This window comes from Noviherbaspirillum pedocola (genome assembly GCF_016632335.1).
In the GTDB taxonomy this organism is placed as follows: domain Bacteria; phylum Pseudomonadota; class Gammaproteobacteria; order Burkholderiales; family Burkholderiaceae_D; genus Noviherbaspirillum_A; species Noviherbaspirillum_A pedocola.
The window spans coordinates 77,688-101,060 of the sequence record NZ_JAEPBG010000009.1 but is presented as its reverse complement, the minus strand read 5'-3'; the positions used below and the strand labels follow the sequence as shown (position 1 = coordinate 101,060).

The window sequence follows — 23,373 nt, the reverse complement described above, 5'->3', positions numbered from 1 at the left end:
CCCGATTCCCGATGCGCCAAAGACGAAGGGCATTGCAGCCTGAACTGCAATGCCCTTTCTGCAACCTGCGGCCGAAACCGCTGGGGTATTACTTCGCGCGGCTGCGGTATTCGCCGGTGCGGGTGTCGATCTCGATCTTGTCGCCCTGTTCCACGAACAGCGGCACCGGGACTTCAAAACCGGTGGCGATTTTCGCCGGCTTGAGCACCTTGCCCGAGGTGTCACCCTTCACGGCCGGCTCGGTGTAGGTCACTTCGCGCACGACCGAAGTCGGTAGTTCGACGGAGATCGCCTTGCCGTCGTAGAACACGACTTCAACCGCCATGCCGTCTTCGAGGTAGTTGATCGCGTCGCCCATGTTCTCGGCTTCGACTTCGTACTGGTTGTAGTCGGCGTCCATGAACACATACAGCGGATCGGCGAAGTAGGAATAAGTGGCGTCCTTGCGCTCGAGGGTGACGACGTCGAACTTGTCATCGGCGCGGAATACGGATTCCTGACCGCCGGTGGTCAGCAGGTTCTTCATCTTCATCTTCACGACGGAAGAGTTGCGGCCAGACTTGGTGAATTCGGCTTTCAGCACGACCATCGGCTGATTGTTGACCATGACGACATTGCCGACGCGGACTTCTTGTGCGGTTTTCATAGGTAATAAAAGGATTTTGAAAAACGTGGGAAAGATACTCTGCGCAACAGGACACTTGCCGGCAGGTCGCGTGGCGGCCGGGGAAACAACGCCGCTGCGCGCGAATACAAAGCCCGCAATTCTACCCGAAATCCATTCTGATCTGTTGCTTTGCGGCTGCTCGGCCGCGCCTCAAGCCTTGTGACGCGTGCGCACCTGCGCCGCGAAGCCCAGCAGCTTGCCCGCCAAGTCGCCATGTGCCGCAAGCCCTGCGCTCCACGCGCTCGCATGCGCGCGCAGCGCCGGCAGGGCTTTTCGGTACGCCGGCCAGGCGGCGCGCCAGTCGCCGTCGCCGTTCCAGGCGTGCCAGGCGCTCTTCACCGTGGCGGCCAGATCGGCCGGCATGCCGGCGCAGTAACGCGCAAGGAAAGCATCGAGCTTCACCAAGTGTGCGCCTTCTTCCTGCGGATAGATGTGCCACACCAGAGGCCGCTGTGCCCATTGCGCGCGCAACACACTGTCCTCGCCGCGAACGAAGTTCAGTGCGCAGCTCCACAGCAGGCGGTCATAACCGGGCTGATCGGTAAAGGGGATGGTCTGCAGCCGCAGGTTGCCGAACCGCAGCGGCACGCCGCGTTCGGGAAGCGCGCCGGCCCACGCGCGTATCGCATCGCTGGCCACGCCTTCGGGAACGAGCAGCAGGCTGCGCGCGGCATCGTCGCGCAGCGCATCCAGCAATGGCACCACCGGCGCATGCGGGTAGCAGAACAGCGAGATCAGGGTTTCATCCGGTTCCGGACTCACCCCGAGTTCGGCGAGCGAGCTGCGCATGCTTTCGGCATTTGCTTCGAACGCGGTGCGTCGCGCATCGAGATCTCGCTCGCGCAGCAAGCCGCCAGTGTTTTCGGTAAAACCCGGAAAGAAGAAATGCTTTGTCAGCGGCAGCATCGGATGCGGCGACGGCAGACGATGGCAACCTTCGACCCAGTCTTCGGCGCTCAGGTATTCCAGGTTGATCCACACTGGCGGCACCTGGCGCGCCGCCATCGCCGCGATCAACGCATCCGGCAGTCGGCAGCCAAAGGCTTCGATTACCACATCGGCCACTTCCGCCGGCGCAGGCAACGCCATGCCGGCGTGCCAGCGGCGTACCGTCACCGGCTGCGCCTGCTGGCTTTCGGCCGCCGGATCAATGCCATCGCAGATGCGCGCGAAGCTCTTCATGTCATCGACCCACAGCCGCACCGCCACGCCATGCTCGTCGGCCAGCTGTCGCGCCAGGCGCCAGCACACGCCGATGTCGCCATAGTTGTCGACGACATTGCAGAACAGATCGAGCGAGGCGACGGCTTCAACCATGACTTACCAGGACGGCACGACCGAGTTCTTGAACTGAGTCTGGATGAATTGCTTCACTTCCGGGCTGTGATAGGCCTTCACCAGGGTTGCCACCCAGGGCTTGTCGCGATCGGCGGTACGTACTGCGATCACGTTGGCATACGGCCCTTTCGGATCTTCCATCGCAATCGCATCGCGCAGCGGATTCAGGCCGGCGCTTTCGGCATAGTTGCCATTGACTGCGGCAGCATCGAGGTCATCCAGCGAGCGCGGCAATTGCGCCGCATCGAGTTCGACGATCTTCAGCTTCTTCGGATTGCTGGTGATGTCCAGCGGCGTGGCCTTCAAGCCGGCTTCGGGCTTGAGCTTGATCATGCCCTTCGATTGCAACAGCAGCAGGCCGCGGCCGCCATTGGTTGGATCGTTGGGCACGCCAAAGCGTGCGCCATCCTTCAATTCATTGATGGACTTGATCTTCTTCGAATAGATGCCCATCGGGAAAGTGATGGTGGTAGCCACCGAGCTGAACTTGTAGCCGCGATCGCGGATCTGCTGCTCGAGGTAAGGCAGATGCTGGTAGCTGTTCGCATCCAGGTCACCGGCAGCAAGCGCCGCGTTCGGCTGGACATAGTCCGAAAACTCGACGATGGACAGCTTCAATCCATCCTTCTCCGTCACCTTCTTCACCACTTCCATGATTTGCGCATGCGGCCCGGCGGTCACGCCGATCTTGATCGGCTTGTCCTGCGCCAGCGCCGGCGCGGCGCAGGCCACGGCAACCGCGATGGCCGCAACTTTGAGCAAATGACGACGATGCATGTTTTCTCCCTCTTCTGTTGATCAACGATGACGCAGCCTGCGGACCAGACGGTCCCCGAGCGACTGCACGAGCTGCACGAACACAATCAGTATCACCACCACCAGCAGCATGACTTCCGGCAGAAAGCGCTGGTAGCCGTAGCGTATGCCCAGGTCGCCCAGTCCGCCGCCGCCGATGGCGCCGGCCATGGCCGAATAGCCGACCAGGCTGACGAAGGTGATCGTGAGTCCGGCGACGATGCCCGGGAACGCTTCCGGCACCAGCACCTTCCAGACGATTTGCCAGGTGGTTGCGCCCATGGCCTGCGCGGCTTCGATCAGGCCGCGATCGACTTCGGCCAGCGAGGCTTCGACCAGGCGCGCGACGAAGGGCGCGGCGGCGATGGTCAGTGGCACGACGGCGGCGGCGGTGCCGATCGACGAGCCGACCAGCAAGCGCGTGAATGGAATTACCGCCACCAGCAGGATGATGAACGGCGTCGAGCGCACCGCATTCACCAGCAGTCCCGCAATGCGATTGAATCCGGGGCTGGGCAGGATGCCGCGCCCATCGGTCAGATACAGCAGGATGCCGAGCGGCACGCCGACGGCCGCGCCGAGCACGCCCGAGATGCCGACCATCACCAGGGTTTCCCAGAACGCGGACAGGAACAGATCGAGCATTTCAGAGGACATGGTTGAGCTCCTCGATAGTCACGCCGCGCTCGCGGAAGAACGCGGTGGCGCGGCCAACATCGGCCGCCTCGCCGGAAGCCAGCACCGCCAGCGAACCAAAGGCCTGGCCCTGGATTTCATCGATCTGCCCATGCAGGATCGAAAAGTCGATGCCGAAGCGGCGCACCGCCTCGGACAGCAGCGGCTCATCCACGCCAGCGCCGGTGAAGGCAAAGCGGAACAGATGGTCGCGCCCGGCGCCGGCCTGCGTTTGCGCCAGGCGCGCACGCAGCCGCTCCAGCAAGCCGCGCGGCAATTCCTGCGCGATCACATCGCCGATCAGGGCGCGCGTGACTTCATGCCTGGGCTCACGGAACACATCGAGCACATTGCCCGACTCGATCACCCTGCCCGCATCCATCACCGCGACCCGGTCGCACACCGCCTTGATCACTTCCATCTGATGCGTGATCAATACGATGGTGAGATTCAGCTCGCGGTTGATCCTGCGCAGCAGCTCGAGTATCGAGCGCGTGGTTTCCGGATCGAGCGCCGATGTCGCTTCGTCCGACAGCAGCAGCTTCGGTTGATTCGCCAGCGCCCGCGCGATGCCCACGCGCTGCTTCTGGCCACCGCTGATCTGCGCCGGATAGCGCTGACGGTAATCCGACAGGCCAACCAGCTCCAGGAGCGGCGGCACGCGCTTTTTGATTTCCTCGCGCGGCACGCCGGCCAGCTCCAGCGGCAAGGCGACGTTGTCTTCGACGGTGCGCGAAGACAGCAGATTGAAATGCTGGAAGATCATGCCGATGTCGCGGCGCGCGGCGCGCAGTTCGGCTGGCGCCAGCGCGGTCATGTCGCGACCGTCGATGACGATGCGTCCCTCGCTGGGACGATTCAGGAGATTCAGCGTGCGCACCAGGGTGCTCTTGCCGGCGCCGCTCTTGCCGATGATGCCGAAGATCTCGCCGCGCGCGATCGACAGGCTGACATCCCGGACCGCGTCCACCGTGCCATGGCTGGCGGCGAAGCGTTGAGAAACCGATTGAATTTCGATCATGGGAGAAAACGACGGGCCGCTTCATGACGGCCCGGCGATGGTTGCGAATTGCGAAATCGCAAATTCTAGCCTGTGTGCAGCGCCTGCCTTCAGGCTTTTTTCGCGAAAGCTTATGCCGAGGGCGAATTTGCCGTGTCGCCCGCAGCAACGCAATAACAATTCTTGCCCAGGCGCTTGGCCTGGTACATCGCGCTGTCGGCCCGCGACAGCAAGGCACCGATGGCCTCGTTCGCATCCGGCTCGTGCAGCGCAATGCCGATCGATCCACTCAAGCTCACCGTTGCGGCCCGCAATACAAAGGGTTGCCGCAGTTGCGCCAGCAGCTTTGCCGCCACCTCGATCGCATCGTCGGCGCTGCTCAGCATTTCCAGCAGCACCACGAATTCGTCGCCGGCCAGCCGCGCCACGGTGTCGGTACGGCGCACCGTGCCGACGATGCGATGCGCGAGCAAGCGCAGCAGCTCGTCGCCGGCGTCATGGCCGTAAGCGTCGTTGACGCCCTTGAAACCATCGAGATCCAGGAAGAACACCGCCAACGGCTTGCCGATGCGGCGTGCGCGGGCAACAGCCTCGGGCATCGTCTGCATCAGAGCGCGGCGGTTCGGCAGATCGGTCAGCGTATCGCGATTGGCCATGCCTTCCAGCGATGCATGCAGCATCTTGCGTTCGGTGATGTCATGCATGAAGACAACGAACAGATGGCTGTTGCGGCGCGGGACATGGCCGATCGATATCTCGACCGCGATCTCTTCGCCGTCGCGGCGAAGCACCGGCATGTCCCGGCGATGGTTGATCAGCTCGGATTCGCCGCTTGCCACGAAGCGCGCGAGCTCGCTCAGCCAGCTGGCGCGCATATCCTCCACCAGCAGCAGCTCGGGCAGCGACTTGCCGAAGGTCTCGCTCCTGCGCCAGCCGAGCAGGCGTTCTGCCTGTTCATTCCATTCCAGGATCAGGGCGCGCTCATCGATGGCGATGAAGGCATCGTTGGCGTTGTGCAGCATCGCGCGCAGCTCGGCTTCGCTTTCCTGCAGTTGCAACTGGATTTGCTGCTGACGTTCCAGCGCCTGCTGCAATTGCTCGGCCTTGGCGGCAAGTTCAGTGGTGCGCTCGCCCACCGTGCGTTCCAGGCTCTCATTGAGCCCGTGCAGGGCTTCCAGGTGACGCTGCTCGCGCTCGGCATTCGCGGCCAGCGTGGAAGACAGCAGATGCATTTCATGAAAGTCGCTGACGATGGGAATCCGGGCCGATCGGTCCAGACTGTGCCGCTCGATGGCGACAGACAAACGGTGCAGCGGCCGCGCCATGTGCCGCGCGAACAGCCAGCCGAGCGTGCCGAGCAGAAGCGTCAGTACGATGCCGGCGGCAGCGATGGTGCCCTGCAGCGCGCGGAAGTCGGCCAACGCCATCGCATAGGGCTGGCGCACCAGCACCGCCCATTTCAGGCTCGGCCCTTCGATGTTGGCGCCGGTCATGGCATAGCCCGTGAGATAACGCTGGCCATCGACGGTCTCCACCAGGGCGCCATTCCTGCCCGCCATCGCTTCATGGAAGCTTTGCGCGGCAATGGTCTTTTCCTCCATGCCTTGCGGTCCGAGAAGAATCATGCCGTCATCCCTGACGACGAAGATCTCGGTCTGGTACTGGTCGCGCACTGGGGCCAGCAGCGTGCGCGCCATGCGCCGCGCCCAGTTCCAGCTCAGGTGCACCGCCAGAACACCGCGCGGCGTGCCGTCGCTGCCGGCGACCGGCGAAGCAATGTCGACGAAACGCCAGGGATCGGGGTGCTGCGGGAGCTTTTCGGCCAGAAGCATGGCCGGGTGGTAATCGAAGACCTTGACGCCGCCGCTGGAATCGTGGAACCAGTTGCGGCCGCTGACATCCGCGCCTTCCAGCGTCTTGCCGGTGGCGGCAAATACCAGGCCGTCGGGCCGGGCCAGGCCGATCCAGGCGTAATCAGGTTCGGTCGCCTGCAGGCTTTCCAGCGCCATGCGGGCTTCGGCCGGGCTGCGCGCGTCGCGCACTTCAGGCAACTGCGCCAAGAAGCTCACATCGCTGACGGCCGCGCGCATGCGCCGGTCCAGCGAATCGCGCATCTGCCAGGCGATCTGCTGCAGGCGCACCGCCGATTGACGCTGTGCATAGTTGCGGGCGAAATGGTCGATCAGCCCTGTCAGCGCCAGCACGGTCACAAGCACTGTCGCACTGATGCTCAGCGTGATCATGGACGTCAGTCGCGGTCGATGCGGCGCGGGGGTATATGGCATGGGAGGAAAGAGAAAGCGGCAAGCGCCGTTGCGCAAGGCCGAAAGCGCCGGCGATTATAGCAACCCCGTCCTTGACTATCGGTTTCTGGAACCCGATACCCGCTGCATCATTATTCGTTTCAAAAACAAAAATGCCCGCCGGGCGGCGGGCATCATCACGAAAGCGCGAAAGAGCAGGATCAGCGCTGGCCGGTCATGCGTTCCCAGCCGTGACGCACTGCCGCCTTGAAGCGGTTCCAGTCGCTGCCGGGATACCGGGTCTGCCAGTCGCTGCGGGCATTGGTTTCAATGTCGTCCCAGGAACGGCCCTGGTAGCGATTGTCCGAAGCCAGCGTCGAACCATACTGGTAGGCCGGTTGATAGTCCTCATAACGGCCGCCGAGGCTGGCGTAGTTGCTGTCATAGTCGCTGCGCCAATCGGTGTCGTAACCCGACATCGCGCCTGTCATGCCGGCCGTGCTGGTACCGGTGCCGGTGGCGTAGGAACCGGTGGTGCCGGTGCTCCCGTAGGTGGAACCGGTGCTGGATCCGGTCATGCGATCCCAGCCATGGCGTACCGCGGCCTTGAAACGCTCCCAGCTGCTGCCCGGATAGCGGGTTTCCCAGTCGCTGCGGGCATTGGTTTCAATGTCATCCCAGGAACGGCCCTGGTAGCGGCTGTCGGAAGCCAGCGTCGAGCCGTACTGGTAGGCCGGTTGGTAATCCTCATAGCGGCCGCCAAGCTTGGCGTAGTTGGTGTCGTAATGGCTGCGCCAATCGGTGTCGTAACCGGACATGGAGCCAGTCATGCCAGTAGAACGGGTGGTGCCTCCGTCGCGCTGCACGTCGACAACGGTCTCGCGCACGGTGTCCGAGACTTTCTGCGTATCGGTCGTGGCGGTTTTGCCGACCACGACTTCTTCCACCACACGCGCCGTCTTGTTGACCACCGCTTTCTCCGCGGTTTCGCGCACTTCAATGGTCTTGTCCTGGAACGCGGCGAGATCCGCTTCGGATGCCGGACGGTCCACCGGGCGGCGCTCGATGTTGGCATGCTCTTCGCGCAGGGTCACGGACTCATTGACCGGCGTTTCCTGGGTGCGGGCCACGACGCGCACCGTGCCGAGGTCGACCTGGCGCTTGCCCACTTCAAGCTCTTCCTTGACCACCGGGATCACGCGCTCGCGTTCACGCGCCACTTCATCCGCGGTGTACGGCGCGGCATCGCTGCGATAGCCCTCGTAGCCGCCGCTGCGCCATTCGGCGACGCGCTTTTCGATATCAACCGCTCCCACCGCTGCCAGCGCTTCGCGCGCCATCTGCACCCGGGATTCATCGTCCACGGTCACCGCCACCACGGCACCGCCGCGACGAACCGCCTCGGAATAATGGCCGGCCTCGTCATGGTCCGGACCGAAGATGTCGGCGAAGAAGTTGCGCACGCTTTCCATGAAGCCGACGTCATGACCGGTGGTCGTGGTGCTGGTGGTGCTGGTGGTGCCCATGGTGCCGGTGGTATCGCTGATGTCCGCGCTGTGAGCCTGGACCTGCACATCGTTGCTGGAAAATCCGCGCGCGATCAATTCCTGCCGCGCCTGTTCCGCGTGGCTGTAGGTGTCGAATACGCCAATGACTGTCTGGTTCATTTCGTCGCTCCTTTTCGTTGAATTGCCGTTTGGGTGTTGCCTTGCGCGATCAATGCGACTATTCAGCCTTCCAGCTTCCGCTGTCTGCGTCATACCGCTCGACGACCGCCTCTTCCCGCCTTACCGTTGCCTGCTGCGTGCTGCTTCCGGCCACCCGGCGCGTGGTAATGCGCACTTCTTCCACGAGAACCAGGTGCGTGGTGACGACTTCCCTGAACACCGGTATCACCAGCGTGTCGCCTTCCTGCCGCGGCTCGGACTTGCCTTCCACGACGCGGTTGACCGGCACCCGGGTAACACTGACTTCTTCCTGCTGCAGCGGCACGTCGAAGGTCTGCACATCCTCGTGCACGATCTTCCTGACGCGCACTGCGCCGGTGTTCACTTTGACCTTGTCCACTTCGAGCCGTTCCTCTACCACTGGCAACACCTGCTCTGCGCCGGTTGCGGAGGACGGCGCATCGCCGGGAAGGGAAGCTTTGCCTTTCTGCTCGTTCATGGTTGTGGCCATCCAGCTCTTGAGAGTGGCCATTCTTCACCTACTCCCGCTGCGGCGTAATCAGACGAAGGCTTCAAACGCTGTAAGCAGATTCTTACGCTCGACAGCACCGACACATCCGGTTACCAGAATGCGCGCTCTCCGATGCGCCATGGCGGAGGAAACGCGGTTTAATGGTCGCCCCGATCGCAGACATGCGAAGACATGTGGAGACATGCAATGAACAGCTTGCGCAACACCCTCGTTGGGCTGACGCTGCCGATCGTGCTGCTGGCAAGCACGCCGGCCATGGCGCGCATCGATACCGGCATGCCCATGGCAATGCAGGGTACTTCGCCGGGCTATCCGTATCCGCCACCAGGCTATGTGTCGCCGCCGCCGCGCTTTCTCGATCCGCCGCCGCCAGCCTATGTCTATCCACCCGGTGCGCCGGTCTATCCACAGCCGGGTTATGGCTATCCCGCGCCCGGCTATGTTTATCCTTATCCGCCGCCCGGCTACGGCTATCCGCGGCCCATGCATCCGCCCTACCCGCGCCATCCGCCGCCACCGGACTGGCGCGATCACGACCGCGACCGTGACGGCGTCCCCGACCGCTGGGATCGCCGGCCGGACGATCCCTGGCGGCGCTAGTGTCCTTGGCGAGCCGCGCTTGCGCGTCTGCAATGCCCGGGTTATCGTCGCCATCCCCGCGGCGCGTGGCGCCGCATTGCCTGGAATGCGCGATGAATCAAGAGATCTGTGACATGAGCGCCGCCGCGATGGCGGCGGAAATCCGCGCCGGCCGCCTGTCGGCGCGCGAAACGATGGCAGCCCATCTGGCGCGCATCGACGCCTTGAACCCGACGCTCAATGCGATCGTTACACTCCATGCCGAACAAGCGCTCGCCGCCGCGGCAGCAGCCGATGAAGCGCAGGCACAGGGCAAGCCGCTCGGTCCGTTGCACGGCTTGCCGGTGGCGCACAAGGACCTGTTCATGACGCAGGGCATGCGCACCACCTTCGGCTCGAAGGTGCACGAGCATTTCGTGCCGAGCCGCAGCGCACTGCTGGTGGAGCGGCAGCAGGCCGCCGGCGCGATCAGCATCGGCAAGACCAACACGCCCGAATTCGGCGCCGGCTCGCAAACCTTCAACGCGGTGTTCGGCGCGACCCGCAATCCCTACGACATCAGCAAGACCTGCGGCGGCTCATCCGGCGGCTCGGCCGTGGCGCTGGCCACCGGCATGGTCGCGCTGGCTGATGGCACCGACATGGGCGGTTCGCTGCGTTGCCCGGCGAACTACTGCAACATCGTCGGCCTGCGTCCCTCGGTCGGACGGGTGCCGGAATTTCCGGTGCAGAACGGCTGGGGCAGTCTGTCGGTGAATGGGCCGATGGCGCGCAGCGTGGCTGATCTTGCGCTGTACCTGTCGGTGCTTGCCGGTTACGACGCGCGAGACCCGCTATCCATCAGCGAGGATGGCGCGATCTTCCGCGCGCCGCTGGAAGCCGACATGCGCGGCAAGCGCATCGCCTGGTGCCCGGACTTCGGCGGTCTGCCGGTGGATGCGGAAGTCGCGCGCGTGCTCGATGCGCAGCGACGCGTGTTCGAGGATCTCGGCTGCATTGTCGAAGACGCCTGCCCGGACTTTCGCGATGCGCACGAGATCTTCATGACACTGCGCGCCTATGCGTTCGAACTGCAGTTCGGCGCAATCCTGGACCGGCATCCCGGCATGCTGAAGGACACCGTGGTCTGGAACATCGAAGCCGGCCGCAAGCTGAGCGCGCCACAGTTGGCGCGCGCGGAAAAGCTGCGCACGGCGCTGTTCATCCGCATGCATCGCTTCATGGAGACCTTCGATGCCATCGTCGCGCCGGTGAACCAGGTGCCGCCATTCGATATCGACCAGCCTTATGTAGACGAGATTGCCGGCGTGAAGATGGAGAATTACATCGACTGGATGCGCTCGTGCTATCTCGTCAGCGTCACCACGCACCCGGCCATGTCGGTGCCGGCCGGCTTCACCGCAGGCGGCTTGCCGGTGGGCATACAGCTCATCGGACGGCATCGCGGCGAATGGGAGTTGCTGCGCATGGCGGGGGCGTTCGAGGCGGTGAATGGCACGGGGCGTGTCAGGCCGAGGCTTGATCTGTGATGCCTGGTGCAGGGCGATGCGCGGCGCACCAGGCGATGCTGCGGGGAGTAATCGATGGCAGCGCTTGGGTGGACCGATCGGGCGGACCGATTGGCTCGGGCGCACGAGTGGAAGGCGGACCAATGGACGCTGGACCAATCGCAGGGTTGTCAGCTCGCCCGCGTCGAGTTGATCATCTCCATGTAAGCCCCATTCTCTTGCGAGCCCAGCTCCCACAGTGCTTGCATCACCTCGGTTTTACCTTGAAAGAACGCGTGTGCCAGTGCAGCAGAGCCTTCGCAGTCAACCTGGTCCACGCTGGCGCCCAGACGCACCAGCGCACGCACCGTCGAGAGATGGCCTGCCGCGGCGGCATGCATCAGCGCGGTAGCGCCGTTTTTATTGGAAGCGTCCGGAGCCGCTCCCAGACGCACCAGCTGCTCTACCGTGTTGGTTTGACCGCGGTGGGCTGACCACATCAACGCAGTTCGACCATCCAGGTCCGATGCATTCACCTCGAGACCGCGTTTGCTCAGTGCCAACACCATGGCGGTTTGGCCTTCCCTGGCAGCAATCATCAATACGTTCATGCCCGCACCATTGACGATGCCCAGATCGGCGTTCAGTTCCAGTAGCGCCTCCATCATCGCGAGATCGCCGTTGAAGGCTGCATGCGACAGTGCGCTCTTGCCGTAATGACCGCGTGCATTGACCGAAACGCCTTCCTTCACGAGTGCTCGTACCGTTGCAACGTGACCGTTCGCAGCGGCAGCGATCAACGCAGCCTCCTTTTCCGTAGGCGCTGCATTCTTGCATGCCTGCGTTCCTATCAGCTCCAGAACGATTTCCGTTCGTCCGGTTCCGGCCGCAAGCATCAGCGCAGTCTCGCCTTTTGCATTGGCTGCATGCAAGCTTGCACCTAATTCCACCAATGCCCGTACGACTCCAACATCATTGTTTTGGATTGCACGCAGCAACACCGTTTCGCCCTTCTCGTCGACAGCTTCCATTTGCGCGCCCAATGCCACCATCTCCCTCAGCATGACAACATTGCGGGCGTCTGCAGCCGCCATCAGCGGCGTTTCCCCATGCCAGTGGGGAGCATTCACTTGGGCGCCCAGCCTAACCAACTCCCGCAACATGGCGATGTTGCCGTTCCGCGCTACTGAATAGTTCAAAACGTTATAGCCGGCGGAGGAAAATGCGCGCGGGTCAACACCAGCACGAACGAGCGCCTGCACGTATTCAACCTTTCCGTCATCGGCCATGAAAGTTAGCAAATCCCACGCTTTAATAGTTTGTTGCCATTGCCCCTGTCTAGCGCTTGCCGGCAGCCAGCTGTTCAGCAAACGTTCCAGCAGCTTTGCATCCCTGGCCTGCTCTTCAGCGCTGAGCGCTTGCATATGCGCGGGGCTCGCATCGCTCGTCGCATCGGATGTGGACGCGGCAGATGCCGGCGTTGACGACGATGGTGAAGGTGAGTTAGTTGCACCGCTGTCCGGCAGCGACGGCCGCGAGTGCAATGTCGGCATCTTGCCGGGCGTTGCCACCATGCTGGTGGGCACGTCCGTTATCAGGCTTGCGCTTGCCGCCGCAGGGCCGACCGAAGCGGGGTTTTTGTGCAGCGGCGCGGTGCGCACGTTGGTGAATGTTTCGGACTGCGGATGAATCGAAGAGTTGGGCGTAAGGGAATACGAAGAGTCCATAAGTTGTTTTCCTTGGGATCGCGACAGCGAGGATGGATATGGCCATGCAGCAAATCAGGCGACCGTTCGTGGCAATACGACCTCGACGGTTCAGAAGGGCGAACAAGGTTTAACAAACGGATATCGAACAGCGGCTATTGATCAGATACCGGACATGCCCGCACCGCTGACGGCTGATGTGCATGAACACGACCGCCTGCAGAATTGCGCTGCCCGATGCATCAGCCGGCGCTGCAGGAAATCGATGCATACACGGCTCGCGAGGAGCATCCAGGGTTTGCAGAGGGGAAAGGAAGGAAAAGGCAGGAACGTGAACGTGCGCGCGCCATGATCACGCAGGCTTGCGAAGGCGGGAAGGCGGCGGGTCTGGTCAGAGGGTCACGCAAGAGGGTCACGCCGCAGCTTCAGGCATCCTCAACCCAATTCGCATCCTGCCCCAGCGACTCGATCGCCACGCGAATCGCTTTCGCCGAGAAACCGCGGTAGGCCAGAAAGCGGTAAATCTTCATTTTCAATTCCGGCGTCATGCCGGTCTTCTGCAACTGCGTCTTGAACTTCGCCGCCGCATGAATCACCCGCTCTTCTTCCGGTTCAAGCTGGCGCACCTGTTCCTTCGCCATATCGGCGTCGATGCCCTTTTGCCGCAGCGTCATCTCGATACGCATATTGCCCGCGCGCTTGGCAATGCCGCGTGAACGCAGCTCGGCGAAGCGCTCGTCGTTCTGGTAGTTGTTGCCGATGACGAAGGCCATCGCATCCTCGATCTCATCCGCTGCATAGCCGCGGCGCTCGAGGCGGGAACGCAGCGTCGCGGCGCTGTAGTCCTGGCGCGCCAGCAGCGATACCGCATAGGCCTTGGCCGATTGCTGCGGCTTGTCGCGGCCGGCTTCGGCTTCGGAGCCCTTGCGCCTGCGCCGATCGGATGTGCGGGTGATCTCGGGCGCGGCGCTTTCCCTGCCCTCCTCGCCATTGTCCGGCAAGGCTTCGGGACGGCCGGAGTTGCGATTGTTGATAGGCATGGCGTACATCCCGGTGGAAAAGCGATGCGCGATCATACTGCATCGGCTCGCAGGCATTGGTTGCCCTGCCTGGCGCTGCAAACAGGTTTCAGGCCAGCATGCCGCTGTAAATGCGCGTGGCCATCAAGCCCGCCGCGCCATGGTGCAAGGCCGGCGCCATCAGCCGCGACAGCAGGTCCATGCGTTCCTCGCGGCTTTCCATCTCGGCCAGCCGGTCTTCCAGGAGGCGCAGCTCGGCGCTGAATTCATCCACCGCAGTGGCCGGCGCACGCTGGCCGCGTGACCTCAACACGCCGCGCGCGCGCGCATTGGCCGGCGTCGTTGGCTGTTCCAGCATGCGCGAACGCGCGCGGAAGCTCAGTTCGCGTGGCGCGCCTTGCCAGTCGCCGGCGATCCACTCGCGGATGGCCGTCATTTCATAGCCGGTGAATACGCCGAACATGCGTGCGCCGGGTCCATCGATCAAGCGCCAGAAGCGGCTCTGCTGCGGGTCCTCGTTACGCCGGATCCAGCCGTGCTGCTGCAGCGCCTCGAGGAAGGCCGGCACCTGCTGCGGTTCGGCCAGCCAATCGTTGACGGTGCGTCCGGCGATGCGGCAGTAATCGGAATGCGCCTCGCGGCCGACCTGGCTCTTCGCGGCAAGTATCGCTTCGACTTCGCGCTGCAGATCGAATTCGCGGATGACCGAATTCGTGCTCGCGCCCAGCATGTTGAGCTTGTAGCCGCGCGCCACTCGCGCAAGAAAATCGGAACGATCGCCTATGCGCGGCATCATTTCGAGCAGGCCATCCAGGGCTTTGCGCGCATGGCCGCTGTCGGCATTGTCGACGGTGACATGCAGCGTGAAATACATCGGGTCGATGCCGAGCTCGTCGAGTTCATAGGCGCAGATTAGGAGATGCAGCGGCAACTGCTCGTAGCCGAGATTGAAACCGATGATTTCGGGCAGGAAGCGTTCCGCATGCTGTGCCAGCGCCAGCTGAATCGCACCCTGCACGAAGTTGGCTTCGGGCAGCGCTTCCCAACGTTCGCAGCCATGCGCGGCCAGCAGACGCTTGAACAGCAGCACATGGTTGCGTTCAGGCACGCCATTGCCCAGTTCCTCAAGATAAATACGGATCAGCGGCAACAGACGTGCATCGTTCCAGCGCCGCGTCAATCCATACAGCCAGGCGCCATCGACCAGCTTGGTCGGCGCCACGCCTTTGAGAAAGTGCAGTGCATGCGCCTTGCCGGAGAAATAGGCGCGCGGCGCGCCATTGCGGCGTGCCGCCAGGTATTCGCGATACTGACGCCCTACCTGCTGGGTACTGCCCAATATCCATTCCGGGATGTCGGCCGGATCGGCCGGCAGGTCACAGGGCAGCGCATCGGCCAGCTCGAGCTGCCGCTCCAGGTATTCGACGGCGCTGTGCAACGCGGAAGGCTCGGGATCTTCCCGCAGCAGTGCAAAGTACACATCGCGCGAAGGCGCATCGCTGGCGCGTTCCGGCGTGGACAGCGACAGGCATTGCAGGGCTTCGGGCAAGGCTTTCGACAGGCTTGGACTCAACATGGTGTGTGTTCCGCGGTTGCATGTGCGCCGGAATATTTCCCGCCGGCTGTATTTATCGACAAACAGTAACCGAATTATGGTGAGGAAGACATGCAGCAACAATCGGCGTACTTCGCCAAACAGGGTCGGACGATGCCTACACGCGCGATGCGCAGTTTTCCGATTGCGGCGCGGCAAGCGGAATTGTTCGCCTTGCAGTGCTCTCTTAAGTCGAACGATCCCGGAAACGGTATTGATCCCAGGACTGCCCTATGCAGGAGGATGCGATGCAGTTGATCACCTGGAACATTCAGTGGGGACGCGGCTGCGATGGTCGTGTCGATCTGCAACGCATCGTCGATGAGGCGCGCAAGCTGGCTGACTTCGATGTGCTATGCCTGCAGGAAGTGGCGGACAACTTTCCAGCGCTCGATGGTTCAAGCGGAGAAGATCAGTTCCGCATGCTGGCCGAGCTGCTGCCCGGTTATCTGGCCTTCAATGGCTATGGCATTGATCTGCCGGCCCTGGACGGGTCGCGCAAACGCTTCGGCAACATGATCCTGTCGCGGCTCCCGGTGCGTCAGGTGTTCCGGCACTCGCTGCCGGCGCCGGCCGATGCGAGCACGCAAACCATGGGACGCATGCTGCTCGAAGCCGTGATTGAAGCGCCGTTCGGGCTCGTGCGCGTGATGACGACGCATCTCGAATACTATTCGGCCGCGCAACGCACCGCGCAGGTCGAAGCGGTGCGCGCAATTCAGGCGGAAGCCTGCGCACAGTCGCGGCACTTCTTTCCTTTCGACACTTCTGAAGGCACGTTCCAGAGTCTGCCCCGCCCGGCATCGGCGATTCTCACCGCCGACTTCAATTACAAGCCGAGCGATGCGCTGCACCGGCATATGCAATTGCCCTTCGGCGATGGCGCGCAGCCGTTTATTGATGCCTGGGAAAGCCGCTGGCCCGGCGTACCGCATCCGCCGACGCTGGGCGTATGGGACCGCGAGCAATGGCCCGAAGCCTATACGAGCGATTTCATCTATGTCACGCGGGATCTCGCGCCCCGGATCGTGGATGTGAAGGTGGATGGACAAATCAAAGCTTCGGATCATCAGCCGGTGATGATCCGGCTGGAGTAGCGGGCAGCGGCGGATCGATGCCTCTTCGGAGCTTAGGCTGCGTAGCTGCGTAGGTTGGGCTGGCAAGCCCAACATCGGGCTTCCGCGAGCCGCGAGCATGTTGTGCTTCCTTCGTCAGCCCAACCTACGCATATTTACGGGTCTTCAACCCTCAAACGAAATCCGGCCCGATCAGATCGATGCGGTCGGTGCAGAGCGCATCTACGCCCCAGCTGAACAATTCCCGCGCCCGTTCCGGCTCATTGACCGTGTAGCAGAACAGCGCATACCCGGCATCCTTGATTTCCCTTGCCAGCTCGGGCGTGAGCTTCGCATGGCTGGTGTGCAGCGCGACCGCGTCGATGGCGCGCATGCGCTCACGCCAGTCTTCCGGCACTGCGGAAAACAAATGCGCGCGCGGTATCTCCGGCGCGACTTCATGTGCCGCGCGCAAGGCCTCATGCGAGAAGGATGAGATCAGCGGCACCAGCGCATCCGGCTCGTCGCGACCGGCCGCGGCCTGCGCGCCCAATGCCGCCAGCGCGCGCTGCAGCGTGGCCGTGGCGATGCGCCCGGTCTCGATTGCATGCCCCGGCGCCGGCTTGATTTCCACGTTCATCCAGATGCGGTTGGCAAAGCAGAAGTCGATCGCCTCGGCAAAGCGCGGTACCGGTTCGCCGGCAAACGCCGGCGAGAACCAGCTCCCCGCATCCATGCTCGCCAGCAGCTTGGCGCTGGTTTCGGCGACATTGCCGCTGCCCGGCACGGTGCGGCCGAAAGCCGGGTCGTGCATGAGCACAGGCACATGGTCGACTGACAGCATCACATCGAATTCGACCGCGCGAAAGCCGCGCTCGAAGCCGGCGCGCAAGCCGGCGATGGTGTTTTCCGGCGCCAGCGTGCCGCCGCCGCGATGCGCGGCGATCCGATACGGATAAGTCCACATGGTTTGGTCTCCTTGTGCTGCGTTTCAGCTACCGATGCGGCGGCTGCTGGCGGCATCGAACCAGTGCAGGGCTGCCGCATCGAAGCCGGCCGACACCCGTTCACCGCTGGCAACCTTCGCATCGGCCGGTGCGCGCAGCACCAGCGCCTGGCCGCCGACGCGGCCGTGCACCAGCAGGTCCGCGCCCAGCGCTTCGACCATCTCGACATCGATGTTCATGCCGGGGCGGCCCAATATCAGATGCTCGGGCCGCACGCCGAGGATGCACTCGGATACGCCACGCGGCGCCTCGCCCGCAGGCAGCGCGATCGCATCGCCGTCGAGCAGGAAACGCGCGCCGCCCGCCTCCACCCGGCCCGGCAGCAAATTCATCGGCGGCGAGCCGATGAAGCTGGCGACAAACGTAGTGGCCGGCTGCGCATACACTTCCGCCGGCGTGCCGATCTGTTCGGCGCGCCCGGCGTTCATCACGATCATGCGCTGGCCCAGGGTCATTGCCTCGACCTGGTCATGCGTCACATACAGGCTGGTGGTGCCGAGCGCGCGATGCATCTTCTGGATCTCCAGCCGCATCTGCACCCGCAGTTTCGCATCGAGATTCGACAGCGGTTCGTCGAACAGGAACACCGCCGGCTCACGCACGATGGCACGTCCCATCGCCACGCGCTGGCGCTGGCCGCCGGAAAGCTGGCGCGGCGTGCGCTGCAGCAGCGCGCCTAGTTCCAGGATCTTCGCCGCCTTCTGCACCCGCGTATCAATGTCGGACTTGGTGAACTTGCGGATCTTCAAGCCGTAAGCCATGTTGTCGTACACGCTCATGTGCGGATACAGCGCGTAGTTCTGAAACACCATCGCAATGTCGCGGTCCTTGGGCTCGAGCGCATTGACCACGCGCTCGCCGATGACGATGTCGCCGCCGGTGACTTCCTCCAGTCCGGCAACCATGCGCAGCAGCGTCGACTTGCCGCAGCCGCTTGGTCCGACCAGCACGATGAATTCGCCGTCGGCGATATCGACATCGATGCCGTGGATCACATCGACCGCCTTCGCACCGCGGCCGTAACTCTTCCTGATGTCCTTCAGATGCACCTGCGCCATGCTTGTTCCCGCTTTCTATTTTTCCGAGTCGACCAGGCCCTTGACGAACCAGCGCTGCATCACGACCACTACCAGTCCGGGCGGCAGCATCGCCAGCATCAGCGTGGCCATCACCAGGTTCCATTCGATGGCCGCGTCCCCGCCGGTGATCAGGCGACGAATGCCGATGCCGATCGGGTACATGCTTTCATCGGTGGCGATCAACAGCGGCCACAGATACTGGTTCCAGCCATAGATGAACATGATCACGAACAGCGCCAGCAGATTGGTGCGCGACAGCGGCCACAGCACATCGATGAAGAAACGCATCGGCCCGGCGCCATCGATGCGCGCGGCCTCGGCCAGCTCATCGGGTACTGTCAGGAAGAATTGCCGGAACAGGAAGGTCGCGGTGGCTGAGGCCATCAGCGGTATCGATAGACCGGCGTAACTGTTGAGCATGCCGAGGTCGGACACCACCTGGTAGGTCGGCGTGATGCGCACTTCCACCGGAAGCATCAGCGTGATGAAGATCATCCAGAAGAACAGGCCGCGCCCCGGAAAGCGGAAATAGACCAGCGCGAAGGCCGAGAGCATCGAGATCGCGATCTTGCCGAAGGCGATCATCAGTGCCGAGAGCAGCGTGACCCACATCATGCGGCCGACCGATGCCACCGCGGTATTGCCGGATGCGCCGGAACCGAGCACCTGCGCATAGTTGTGCAGCATCTGTGTGCCAGGCACCAGCGACAGCGGCGAAGCCGTGGCCTGTTCCGCGGTCTGGGTGCTGGCGATGAAGGCGACATACACCGGAAAGGCGACGATCAGCACACCCAGCAGCAGCACCAGGTGGGACAGCAGATCGAGCCCGGGACGCTTTTCTATCATGCGTACTGCACCTTTCTTTCAACGTAGCGGAACTGGATCACGGTCAGCAGGATGACCACTGTCATCAGGATCACCGACTGCGCGGCCGAGCCGCCGAAGTCGCCGCCCTTGAAGCCATCCTGGAACACCTTGTACACCAGGATCTCGGTATCCTTGCCCGGCCCGCCCGAGGTGGTCGCTTCGATGATGCCGAAGGTATCGAAAAAGGCATAGACGATGTTGATGACGAGCAGGAAGAAGGTGGTCGGCGACAGCAGCGGAAACGCGATCGTGAAGAAGCGCCGCACCGGACCGGCGCCATCGATGGCCGCGGCTTCAATCAGCGATTTCGGTATCGCCTGCAGGCCGGCAAGGAAGAACAGGAAGTTGTAGCTGATCTGCTTCCAGGTCGCCGCGATCACGATCAGCAGCATGGCCTGCGTGCCATTCATCGTGTGGTTCCATTCGATGCCGACGGCGCGCAGCGCATGGGTGAGAAGTCCCAATGTCGGGCTGAGCAGGAACATCCACAACACGCCGACCACGACCGGCGACACCGCATACGGCCAGATCAGGAAGCTGCGATAAATCGCCGAGCCGCGCACGATGCGGTCGGCGAAGGCTGCGAGCATCAGCGAGATCGACATGCCCAGCACTGCTACCGAAACCGAAAACACCGCGGTGGTGCGGAAAGATTGCAGATAGTTGTCGTCATGCCAGAGCGCGGCGAAGTTCTCCATGCCGACGAATTGCGTGCTGCCGCCGAAGGCATCCTGCAGCAGCACCGATTGATACAGCGCCTGCGCGGCGGGCCAGAAGAAGAACAGCAGGGAAACGATGATCTGCGGCGCAATCAGCGCATAAGGCAGCCAGGCAGAGCGGAAGCGGGCGCGTTTTTCCATCGGAATAGCGGTTGGCGCCGGTGCCGGCCGGCTGGGAGCATGACCGCGCAGGAAGGCTTGCTCGTGTCGCGGAGTTGCCGAAATATAACTGACGAAACCTGACGGTGCAATCGCGTCGCGCAAGGTATGACACTTCGAAGTGCTTGCCGGCGGAGTCCAGAATACAAACTCTGCTTGCGCGTGAGCATTCGTAGGGTGGGCGCGAGCCCACGCGTCTGCTCGCACAACCGAAACGCGTGGGCTCGCGCCCACCCTGCGCGCGGATTCACCGCGCGAACAAACGCTTGCCGATTGCTACAAGAGCCATCACGATACCGCCCGCGATCACGCCGACGATCACATTGCCGCCGACCGACACCAGTGAGCCGAGCAGATTGCCGATGCCGGGCAGCGCATCGACATGATGCTTCGCGCCATGCAAGAGCCGGCCGAGCGGCGGCAAGCCATGCACCAGGATGCCGCCGCCGACCATGAACATCGCCGCGGTTCCGGCCACCGACAGCAGCTTCATCAGCCACGGCGCAAAACTGAGCAGGGCCGCGCCGACCGCGCGCAGCAAGCGCGCCCCGCCCTCGCCGCGACGGCGGCTGAGATACAGGCCGGCATCATCGAGCTTCACGATCGCCGCGACGAAGCCGTACACGCCTATGGTCATGAGGATCGCAATGCCGACCATCACCACAATCTGCGTGGACAGCGCCGCGCCAGCGACGGTGCCGAGTGTAATGGCGATGATCTCGGCCGACAGGATGAAGTCGGTCCTTACCGCGCCGCTGATCTTGTCCTTCTCGATTGCAAGCATGTCGACCGAGGGGTCGGCCAACGCGGCTTCGAGTTTCTTCGTCTCTTCATCCGCCGCATGCGGCAGGAAACGATGCGCCAGTTTTTCAAAGCCCTCGAAGCACAGATAGGCGCCGCCCAGCATCAGCAAGGGCGTGACCAGCCAGGGCGCGAAGGCGCTGATGGCCAGCGCCGCCGGCACCAGGATCGCCTTGTTCCTCAGCGAGCCCTTGGCCACGGCCCACACCACCGGCAGTTCGCGATCGGCGTTCACGCCAGTGACTTGCTGCGCATTCAGCGCAAGATCGTCGCCGAGCACGCCTGTGGTCTTTTTCGCCGCGACCTTCGCCATCAGCGACACATCGTCGAGCACACCGGCAATGTCGTCGATCAATGCCAGCAGATTGCTTACCGCCATGGACTACCCTCCTTGTTATTCACTTGTTGCCACTTGCTGCGGCATGTTGCCGCGGTCCAGATCGAGTCGGTGCTGCGTCACCGGGACGAAGCGCTGCGTTGCGCTATCGAAGTCCCAGCGTTCGACGGTGCAGGTCATGTCGTTGCGCGCATGACGGATCAGATTGATCGAGTTCGGCGCGCCGTGCCGGACGCGCGATGAGAGCGCTGTGCCGGCCTGCACGGCCCAGATGCGGCGCGCCAGGCCATGTCCGGCTTCATGCAGCGCACACACATAGGGCAGATGGATATGACCGCCGAGCACGCAATCCGCGCCGGCCTCGGCCCAGCGCCGCATCGCGGGCAGATGGCCGTGCAGCAGGTTCTTGTGGTCCTCGGGTCGAGTCACGCAGATGGGCTGATGGGTGACCACCAGCCGCAACTGCCGTGGCTTGGCAAGCGCCAATCGCCGCGCCACGCGCTCGATCTGCTGCTTAGAGACTTCACCATCGGCGTGGCGGTATGGCCGGGTGGTGTTGACCGCGAGCGCGAGCAGATCGGTGCTCTCGAATTCCGGTTCGAGAGCGTTGCCGAACGCAGCGCGATAGCCCGCATACGGCGCCAGCATGCGAGCCGCGACATTGAACAGCGGGATGTCGTGGTTGCCGGGCAGCGCCAGCAGCGGTATCGCAGGCAGGCTGTCGATGAAGGCGCGCGCCGCGGCGAACTGGCTGCGGCGCGCCCGCTGCGTGATGTCGCCGGAGAGCACCAGCAACTGCGGCGCCTGCTCGCGTATGCAATCCCGCAGCGCTTGCAGCACCGGGAGTTGCTCGGTGCCGAAATGCGTATCGGAAATCTGGATGATCAGGCTCATTGCGCGTCGCAATGCGCCGGCAGGGGCTTGAGCAGATACAGCGGCTGCGACGACACCTCGAAACGCAGCGGCGGCTGCAGCTGCAGGATCTCGCCATCCACCGCGAGCTTGATCGGATGCGCATCGCGCCCTTCATGGCGCACCGTCAGCGCGTCGGTGCCGAAGCTCAGGACTTCCCTTGCGCTGCCCAGGCTGCCGAGTGCGCCGAAAAGCGCCAGCTTCAGCAGGCTCATGCGCCCTACTGGACGCAGCGCCAGCGCGACCATGCGCCCGGTGCCGATGTCCGGGGCTTCGCGCATGCCCAGGCTTTCCATCTGCAATCGGTTGTTGCCGATGAACAGTGTCGGTGTTTTCATCAGGATGCGACGTCCACGAGTTTCCATTTGCAGCTGCAGCGCATTACGCTCGCGCAGCAAACCGATCAAGCCGGACAGGTAGGCAACGACACGGCTGCGGCCGAATTCCCGTTTTGCGGTTTCCCTGTCCTCCAGCAGTTTCGGGTACAGGCCGAGGCTCGCGTTCACCAGGATCACCCTGTCGTTGACCAAACCGACCTGCACCGGCTGCGGCTTCGCGCTCAGCAGTAGTCGTACCGCGGCGTCAGTGTCCTCGGGAATGCCATGCGAGCGGCCGAAATAGTTGAAGGTGCCCTGGGGCAGCACGCCGAAAGGCAGTCCGGTAGGAAGCACCGCGTTGGCTACGGTGTTGATCGTGCCATCGCCGCCTGCAACCACGATCGCGCCCTCGCGCTCGGTGGCACGCTGCAGAACCGATCGTACGGCATTACCGAGTTCACGCCGGTGGCGCACCAGGGTCAATTGATACTCTCGCCGCGCGCCGCCCAGAACTCGCTCCAGCGCGGCGTGGACTTCGCGAATGCGGTGCTTGCCTGAGGCGGCATTCTGAAGGATGAACAGCGGCTGCGACATGGATGGCATCTCCTTTCCCATGAGGGATGAAGCTCGACGGTACAGCGGACTGTGTGACAGTTTCTGTCTGCCAGGTCACATCGGGAATGGATAGAGGGCAGGATTTCTGGGAGGGTATGGCAGGCAAAGACGAAAGATGCGGCAGGACGATGCAGATTCTTGCATGCTGGTCGAGACAGATTTGCAAGTGGAAAAAAAAAGAGGAACGCTTTCGCGTTCCTCTT

Annotated in this window: 21 protein-coding genes; 3 read left to right on the top strand and 18 right to left on the bottom strand. The window is 63.1% G+C overall.

The features are described 5' to 3' along the window. Positions 1-88: 88 nt before the first annotated feature. From efp to JJB74_RS19745, 8 genes are all read right to left on the bottom strand, one after another. Positions 89-646, bottom strand: coding sequence for an elongation factor P (efp, locus tag JJB74_RS19780; RefSeq protein WP_200594724.1), 558 nt, complete (start codon positions 644-646; stop codon positions 89-91). 171 nt (positions 647-817) lie between these two features. Then, on the bottom strand, positions 818-1,984 hold the full coding sequence (gene earP / locus JJB74_RS19775; protein WP_200594722.1) for an elongation factor P maturation arginine rhamnosyltransferase EarP: 1,167 nt from the start codon (positions 1,982-1,984) through the stop codon (positions 818-820). 3 nt (positions 1,985-1,987) lie between these two features. After that, entirely contained in the window at positions 1,988-2,782 is a 795-nt protein-coding gene (locus JJB74_RS19770) for a MetQ/NlpA family ABC transporter substrate-binding protein (RefSeq protein WP_200594720.1), read from the bottom strand. Positions 2,783-2,803: 21 nt separating this feature from the next. Beyond that, positions 2,804-3,457, bottom strand: coding sequence for a methionine ABC transporter permease (locus tag JJB74_RS19765; RefSeq protein ID WP_200594718.1), 654 nt, complete (start codon positions 3,455-3,457; stop codon positions 2,804-2,806). Further along, complete coding sequence (locus tag JJB74_RS19760) at positions 3,447-4,496, bottom strand: methionine ABC transporter ATP-binding protein (protein ID WP_200594716.1); 1,050 nt, start codon at positions 4,494-4,496, stop codon at positions 3,447-3,449. Before JJB74_RS19760 ends, JJB74_RS19765 begins: the two co-directional genes overlap by 11 nt. A 110-nt stretch (positions 4,497-4,606) precedes the next feature. Continuing rightward, positions 4,607-6,718 carry a diguanylate cyclase domain-containing protein gene (locus JJB74_RS19755; protein WP_234484348.1) on the bottom strand — a complete coding sequence of 704 codons (2,112 nt, stop codon included), beginning with the start codon at positions 6,716-6,718 and terminating at the stop codon, positions 4,607-4,609. 221 nt (positions 6,719-6,939) lie between these two features. After that, positions 6,940-8,385, bottom strand: coding sequence for a YsnF/AvaK domain-containing protein (locus JJB74_RS33325; protein WP_234484333.1), 1,446 nt, complete (start codon positions 8,383-8,385; stop codon positions 6,940-6,942). Positions 8,386-8,443: 58 nt separating this feature from the next. Beyond that, positions 8,444-8,884 carry a YsnF/AvaK domain-containing protein gene (locus JJB74_RS19745; RefSeq protein WP_200594712.1) on the bottom strand — a complete coding sequence of 147 codons (441 nt, stop codon included), beginning with the start codon at positions 8,882-8,884 and terminating at the stop codon, positions 8,444-8,446. A 219-nt stretch (positions 8,885-9,103) separates the two neighbouring features. On the opposite strand from JJB74_RS19745, the gene JJB74_RS19740 reads away from it, so the two are divergent. Together JJB74_RS19740 and JJB74_RS19735 are read left to right on the top strand one after the other, a co-directional pair. Further along, a complete protein-coding gene (locus JJB74_RS19740; RefSeq protein WP_200594710.1) occupies positions 9,104-9,517 on the top strand; it encodes a hypothetical protein in 414 nt (137 codons plus the stop codon). 92 nt (positions 9,518-9,609) lie between these two features. Next, on the top strand, positions 9,610-11,025 hold the full coding sequence (locus tag JJB74_RS19735) for an amidase (protein WP_200594708.1): 1,416 nt from the start codon (positions 9,610-9,612) through the stop codon (positions 11,023-11,025). 149 nt (positions 11,026-11,174) lie between these two features. On the opposite strand, the gene JJB74_RS19730 is transcribed toward JJB74_RS19735, so the two are convergent. From JJB74_RS19730 to JJB74_RS19720, 3 genes are all read right to left on the bottom strand, one after another. After that, positions 11,175-12,710, bottom strand: a complete 1,536-nt coding sequence (locus tag JJB74_RS19730; protein ID WP_200594706.1) for an ankyrin repeat domain-containing protein — start codon at positions 12,708-12,710, stop codon at positions 11,175-11,177. A 404-nt stretch (positions 12,711-13,114) separates the two neighbouring features. Continuing rightward, entirely contained in the window at positions 13,115-13,729 is a 615-nt protein-coding gene (locus tag JJB74_RS19725) for a regulatory protein RecX (RefSeq protein ID WP_200594704.1), read from the bottom strand. A gap of 88 nt (positions 13,730-13,817) precedes the next feature. Then, on the bottom strand, positions 13,818-15,284 hold the full coding sequence (locus JJB74_RS19720; RefSeq protein WP_200594702.1) for an iron-containing redox enzyme family protein: 1,467 nt from the start codon (positions 15,282-15,284) through the stop codon (positions 13,818-13,820). Between the two features lie 266 nt (positions 15,285-15,550). On the opposite strand from JJB74_RS19720, the gene JJB74_RS19715 reads away from it, so the two are divergent. After that, positions 15,551-16,399: an endonuclease/exonuclease/phosphatase family protein gene (locus JJB74_RS19715; protein WP_200594700.1), complete on the top strand. Its 849-nt coding sequence runs from the start codon at positions 15,551-15,553 to the stop codon at positions 16,397-16,399. 151 nt (positions 16,400-16,550) lie between these two features. Here the strand turns inward: JJB74_RS19715 and ugpQ are convergent, their stop codons facing one another. From ugpQ to JJB74_RS19680, 7 genes are all read right to left on the bottom strand, one after another. Further along, complete coding sequence (ugpQ, locus tag JJB74_RS19710; protein WP_200594698.1) at positions 16,551-17,324, bottom strand: glycerophosphodiester phosphodiesterase; 774 nt, start codon at positions 17,322-17,324, stop codon at positions 16,551-16,553. A gap of 24 nt (positions 17,325-17,348) precedes the next feature. Further along, complete coding sequence (locus tag JJB74_RS19705; protein ID WP_200594696.1) at positions 17,349-18,422, bottom strand: sn-glycerol-3-phosphate import ATP-binding protein UgpC; 1,074 nt, start codon at positions 18,420-18,422, stop codon at positions 17,349-17,351. A gap of 15 nt (positions 18,423-18,437) precedes the next feature. After that, positions 18,438-19,289, bottom strand: a complete 852-nt coding sequence (gene ugpE, locus JJB74_RS19700) for a sn-glycerol-3-phosphate ABC transporter permease UgpE (RefSeq protein ID WP_200594694.1) — start codon at positions 19,287-19,289, stop codon at positions 18,438-18,440. Next, positions 19,286-20,170, bottom strand: a complete 885-nt coding sequence (gene ugpA / locus JJB74_RS19695; protein WP_200594692.1) for a sn-glycerol-3-phosphate ABC transporter permease UgpA — start codon at positions 20,168-20,170, stop codon at positions 19,286-19,288. Before ugpA ends, ugpE begins: the two co-directional genes overlap by 4 nt. A gap of 265 nt (positions 20,171-20,435) precedes the next feature. After that, positions 20,436-21,368 carry a DUF808 domain-containing protein gene (locus JJB74_RS19690; RefSeq protein WP_200594690.1) on the bottom strand — a complete coding sequence of 311 codons (933 nt, stop codon included), beginning with the start codon at positions 21,366-21,368 and terminating at the stop codon, positions 20,436-20,438. 15 nt (positions 21,369-21,383) lie between these two features. Beyond that, complete coding sequence (locus tag JJB74_RS19685; protein WP_200594687.1) at positions 21,384-22,220, bottom strand: metallophosphoesterase family protein; 837 nt, start codon at positions 22,218-22,220, stop codon at positions 21,384-21,386. Continuing rightward, positions 22,217-23,149, bottom strand: a complete 933-nt coding sequence (locus tag JJB74_RS19680) for a diacylglycerol/lipid kinase family protein (protein ID WP_234484326.1) — start codon at positions 23,147-23,149, stop codon at positions 22,217-22,219. The genes JJB74_RS19685 and JJB74_RS19680 overlap by 4 nt, the downstream gene beginning before the upstream one ends. Positions 23,150-23,373: the final 224 nt, after the last annotated feature.

Bases quoted from the DNA above. Each gene is read 5' to 3' on its own strand.
- JJB74_RS19770 (WP_200594720.1), bottom strand. From the start codon at position 2,782: ATGCATCGTCGTCATTTGCTCAAAGTTGCGGCCATCGCGGTTGCCGTG.
- JJB74_RS19685 (WP_200594687.1), bottom strand. From the start codon at position 22,220: ATGAGCCTGATCATCCAGATTTCCGATACGCATTTCGGCACCGAGCAA.
- JJB74_RS19755 (WP_234484348.1), bottom strand. From the start codon at position 6,718: ATGATCACGCTGAGCATCAGTGCGACAGTGCTTGTGACCGTGCTGGCG.
- JJB74_RS19680 (WP_234484326.1), bottom strand. From the start codon at position 23,149: ATGTCGCAGCCGCTGTTCATCCTTCAGAATGCCGCCTCAGGCAAGCAC.
- JJB74_RS19725 (WP_200594704.1), bottom strand. From the start codon at position 13,729: ATGCCTATCAACAATCGCAACTCCGGCCGTCCCGAAGCCTTGCCGGAC.
- JJB74_RS19715 (WP_200594700.1), top strand. From the start codon at position 15,551: ATGCAGTTGATCACCTGGAACATTCAGTGGGGACGCGGCTGCGATGGT.
- ugpE (WP_200594694.1), bottom strand. From the start codon at position 19,289: ATGATAGAAAAGCGTCCCGGGCTCGATCTGCTGTCCCACCTGGTGCTG.
- JJB74_RS19690 (WP_200594690.1), bottom strand. From the start codon at position 21,368: ATGGCGGTAAGCAATCTGCTGGCATTGATCGACGACATTGCCGGTGTG.
- ugpQ (WP_200594698.1), bottom strand. From the start codon at position 17,324: ATGTGGACTTATCCGTATCGGATCGCCGCGCATCGCGGCGGCGGCACG.
- ugpA (WP_200594692.1), bottom strand. From the start codon at position 20,170: ATGGAAAAACGCGCCCGCTTCCGCTCTGCCTGGCTGCCTTATGCGCTG.
- JJB74_RS19720 (WP_200594702.1), bottom strand. From the start codon at position 15,284: ATGTTGAGTCCAAGCCTGTCGAAAGCCTTGCCCGAAGCCCTGCAATGC.
- JJB74_RS19730 (WP_200594706.1), bottom strand. From the start codon at position 12,710: ATGGACTCTTCGTATTCCCTTACGCCCAACTCTTCGATTCATCCGCAG.
- efp (WP_200594724.1), bottom strand. From the start codon at position 646: ATGAAAACCGCACAAGAAGTCCGCGTCGGCAATGTCGTCATGGTCAAC.
- JJB74_RS19745 (WP_200594712.1), bottom strand. From the start codon at position 8,884: ATGAACGAGCAGAAAGGCAAAGCTTCCCTTCCCGGCGATGCGCCGTCC.
- JJB74_RS19735 (WP_200594708.1), top strand. From the start codon at position 9,610: ATGAATCAAGAGATCTGTGACATGAGCGCCGCCGCGATGGCGGCGGAA.
- earP (WP_200594722.1), bottom strand. From the start codon at position 1,984: ATGGTTGAAGCCGTCGCCTCGCTCGATCTGTTCTGCAATGTCGTCGAC.
- JJB74_RS19765 (WP_200594718.1), bottom strand. From the start codon at position 3,457: ATGTCCTCTGAAATGCTCGATCTGTTCCTGTCCGCGTTCTGGGAAACC.
- JJB74_RS33325 (WP_234484333.1), bottom strand. From the start codon at position 8,385: ATGAACCAGACAGTCATTGGCGTATTCGACACCTACAGCCACGCGGAA.
- JJB74_RS19705 (WP_200594696.1), bottom strand. From the start codon at position 18,422: ATGGCGCAGGTGCATCTGAAGGACATCAGGAAGAGTTACGGCCGCGGT.
- JJB74_RS19740 (WP_200594710.1), top strand. From the start codon at position 9,104: ATGAACAGCTTGCGCAACACCCTCGTTGGGCTGACGCTGCCGATCGTG.
- JJB74_RS19760 (WP_200594716.1), bottom strand. From the start codon at position 4,496: ATGATCGAAATTCAATCGGTTTCTCAACGCTTCGCCGCCAGCCATGGC.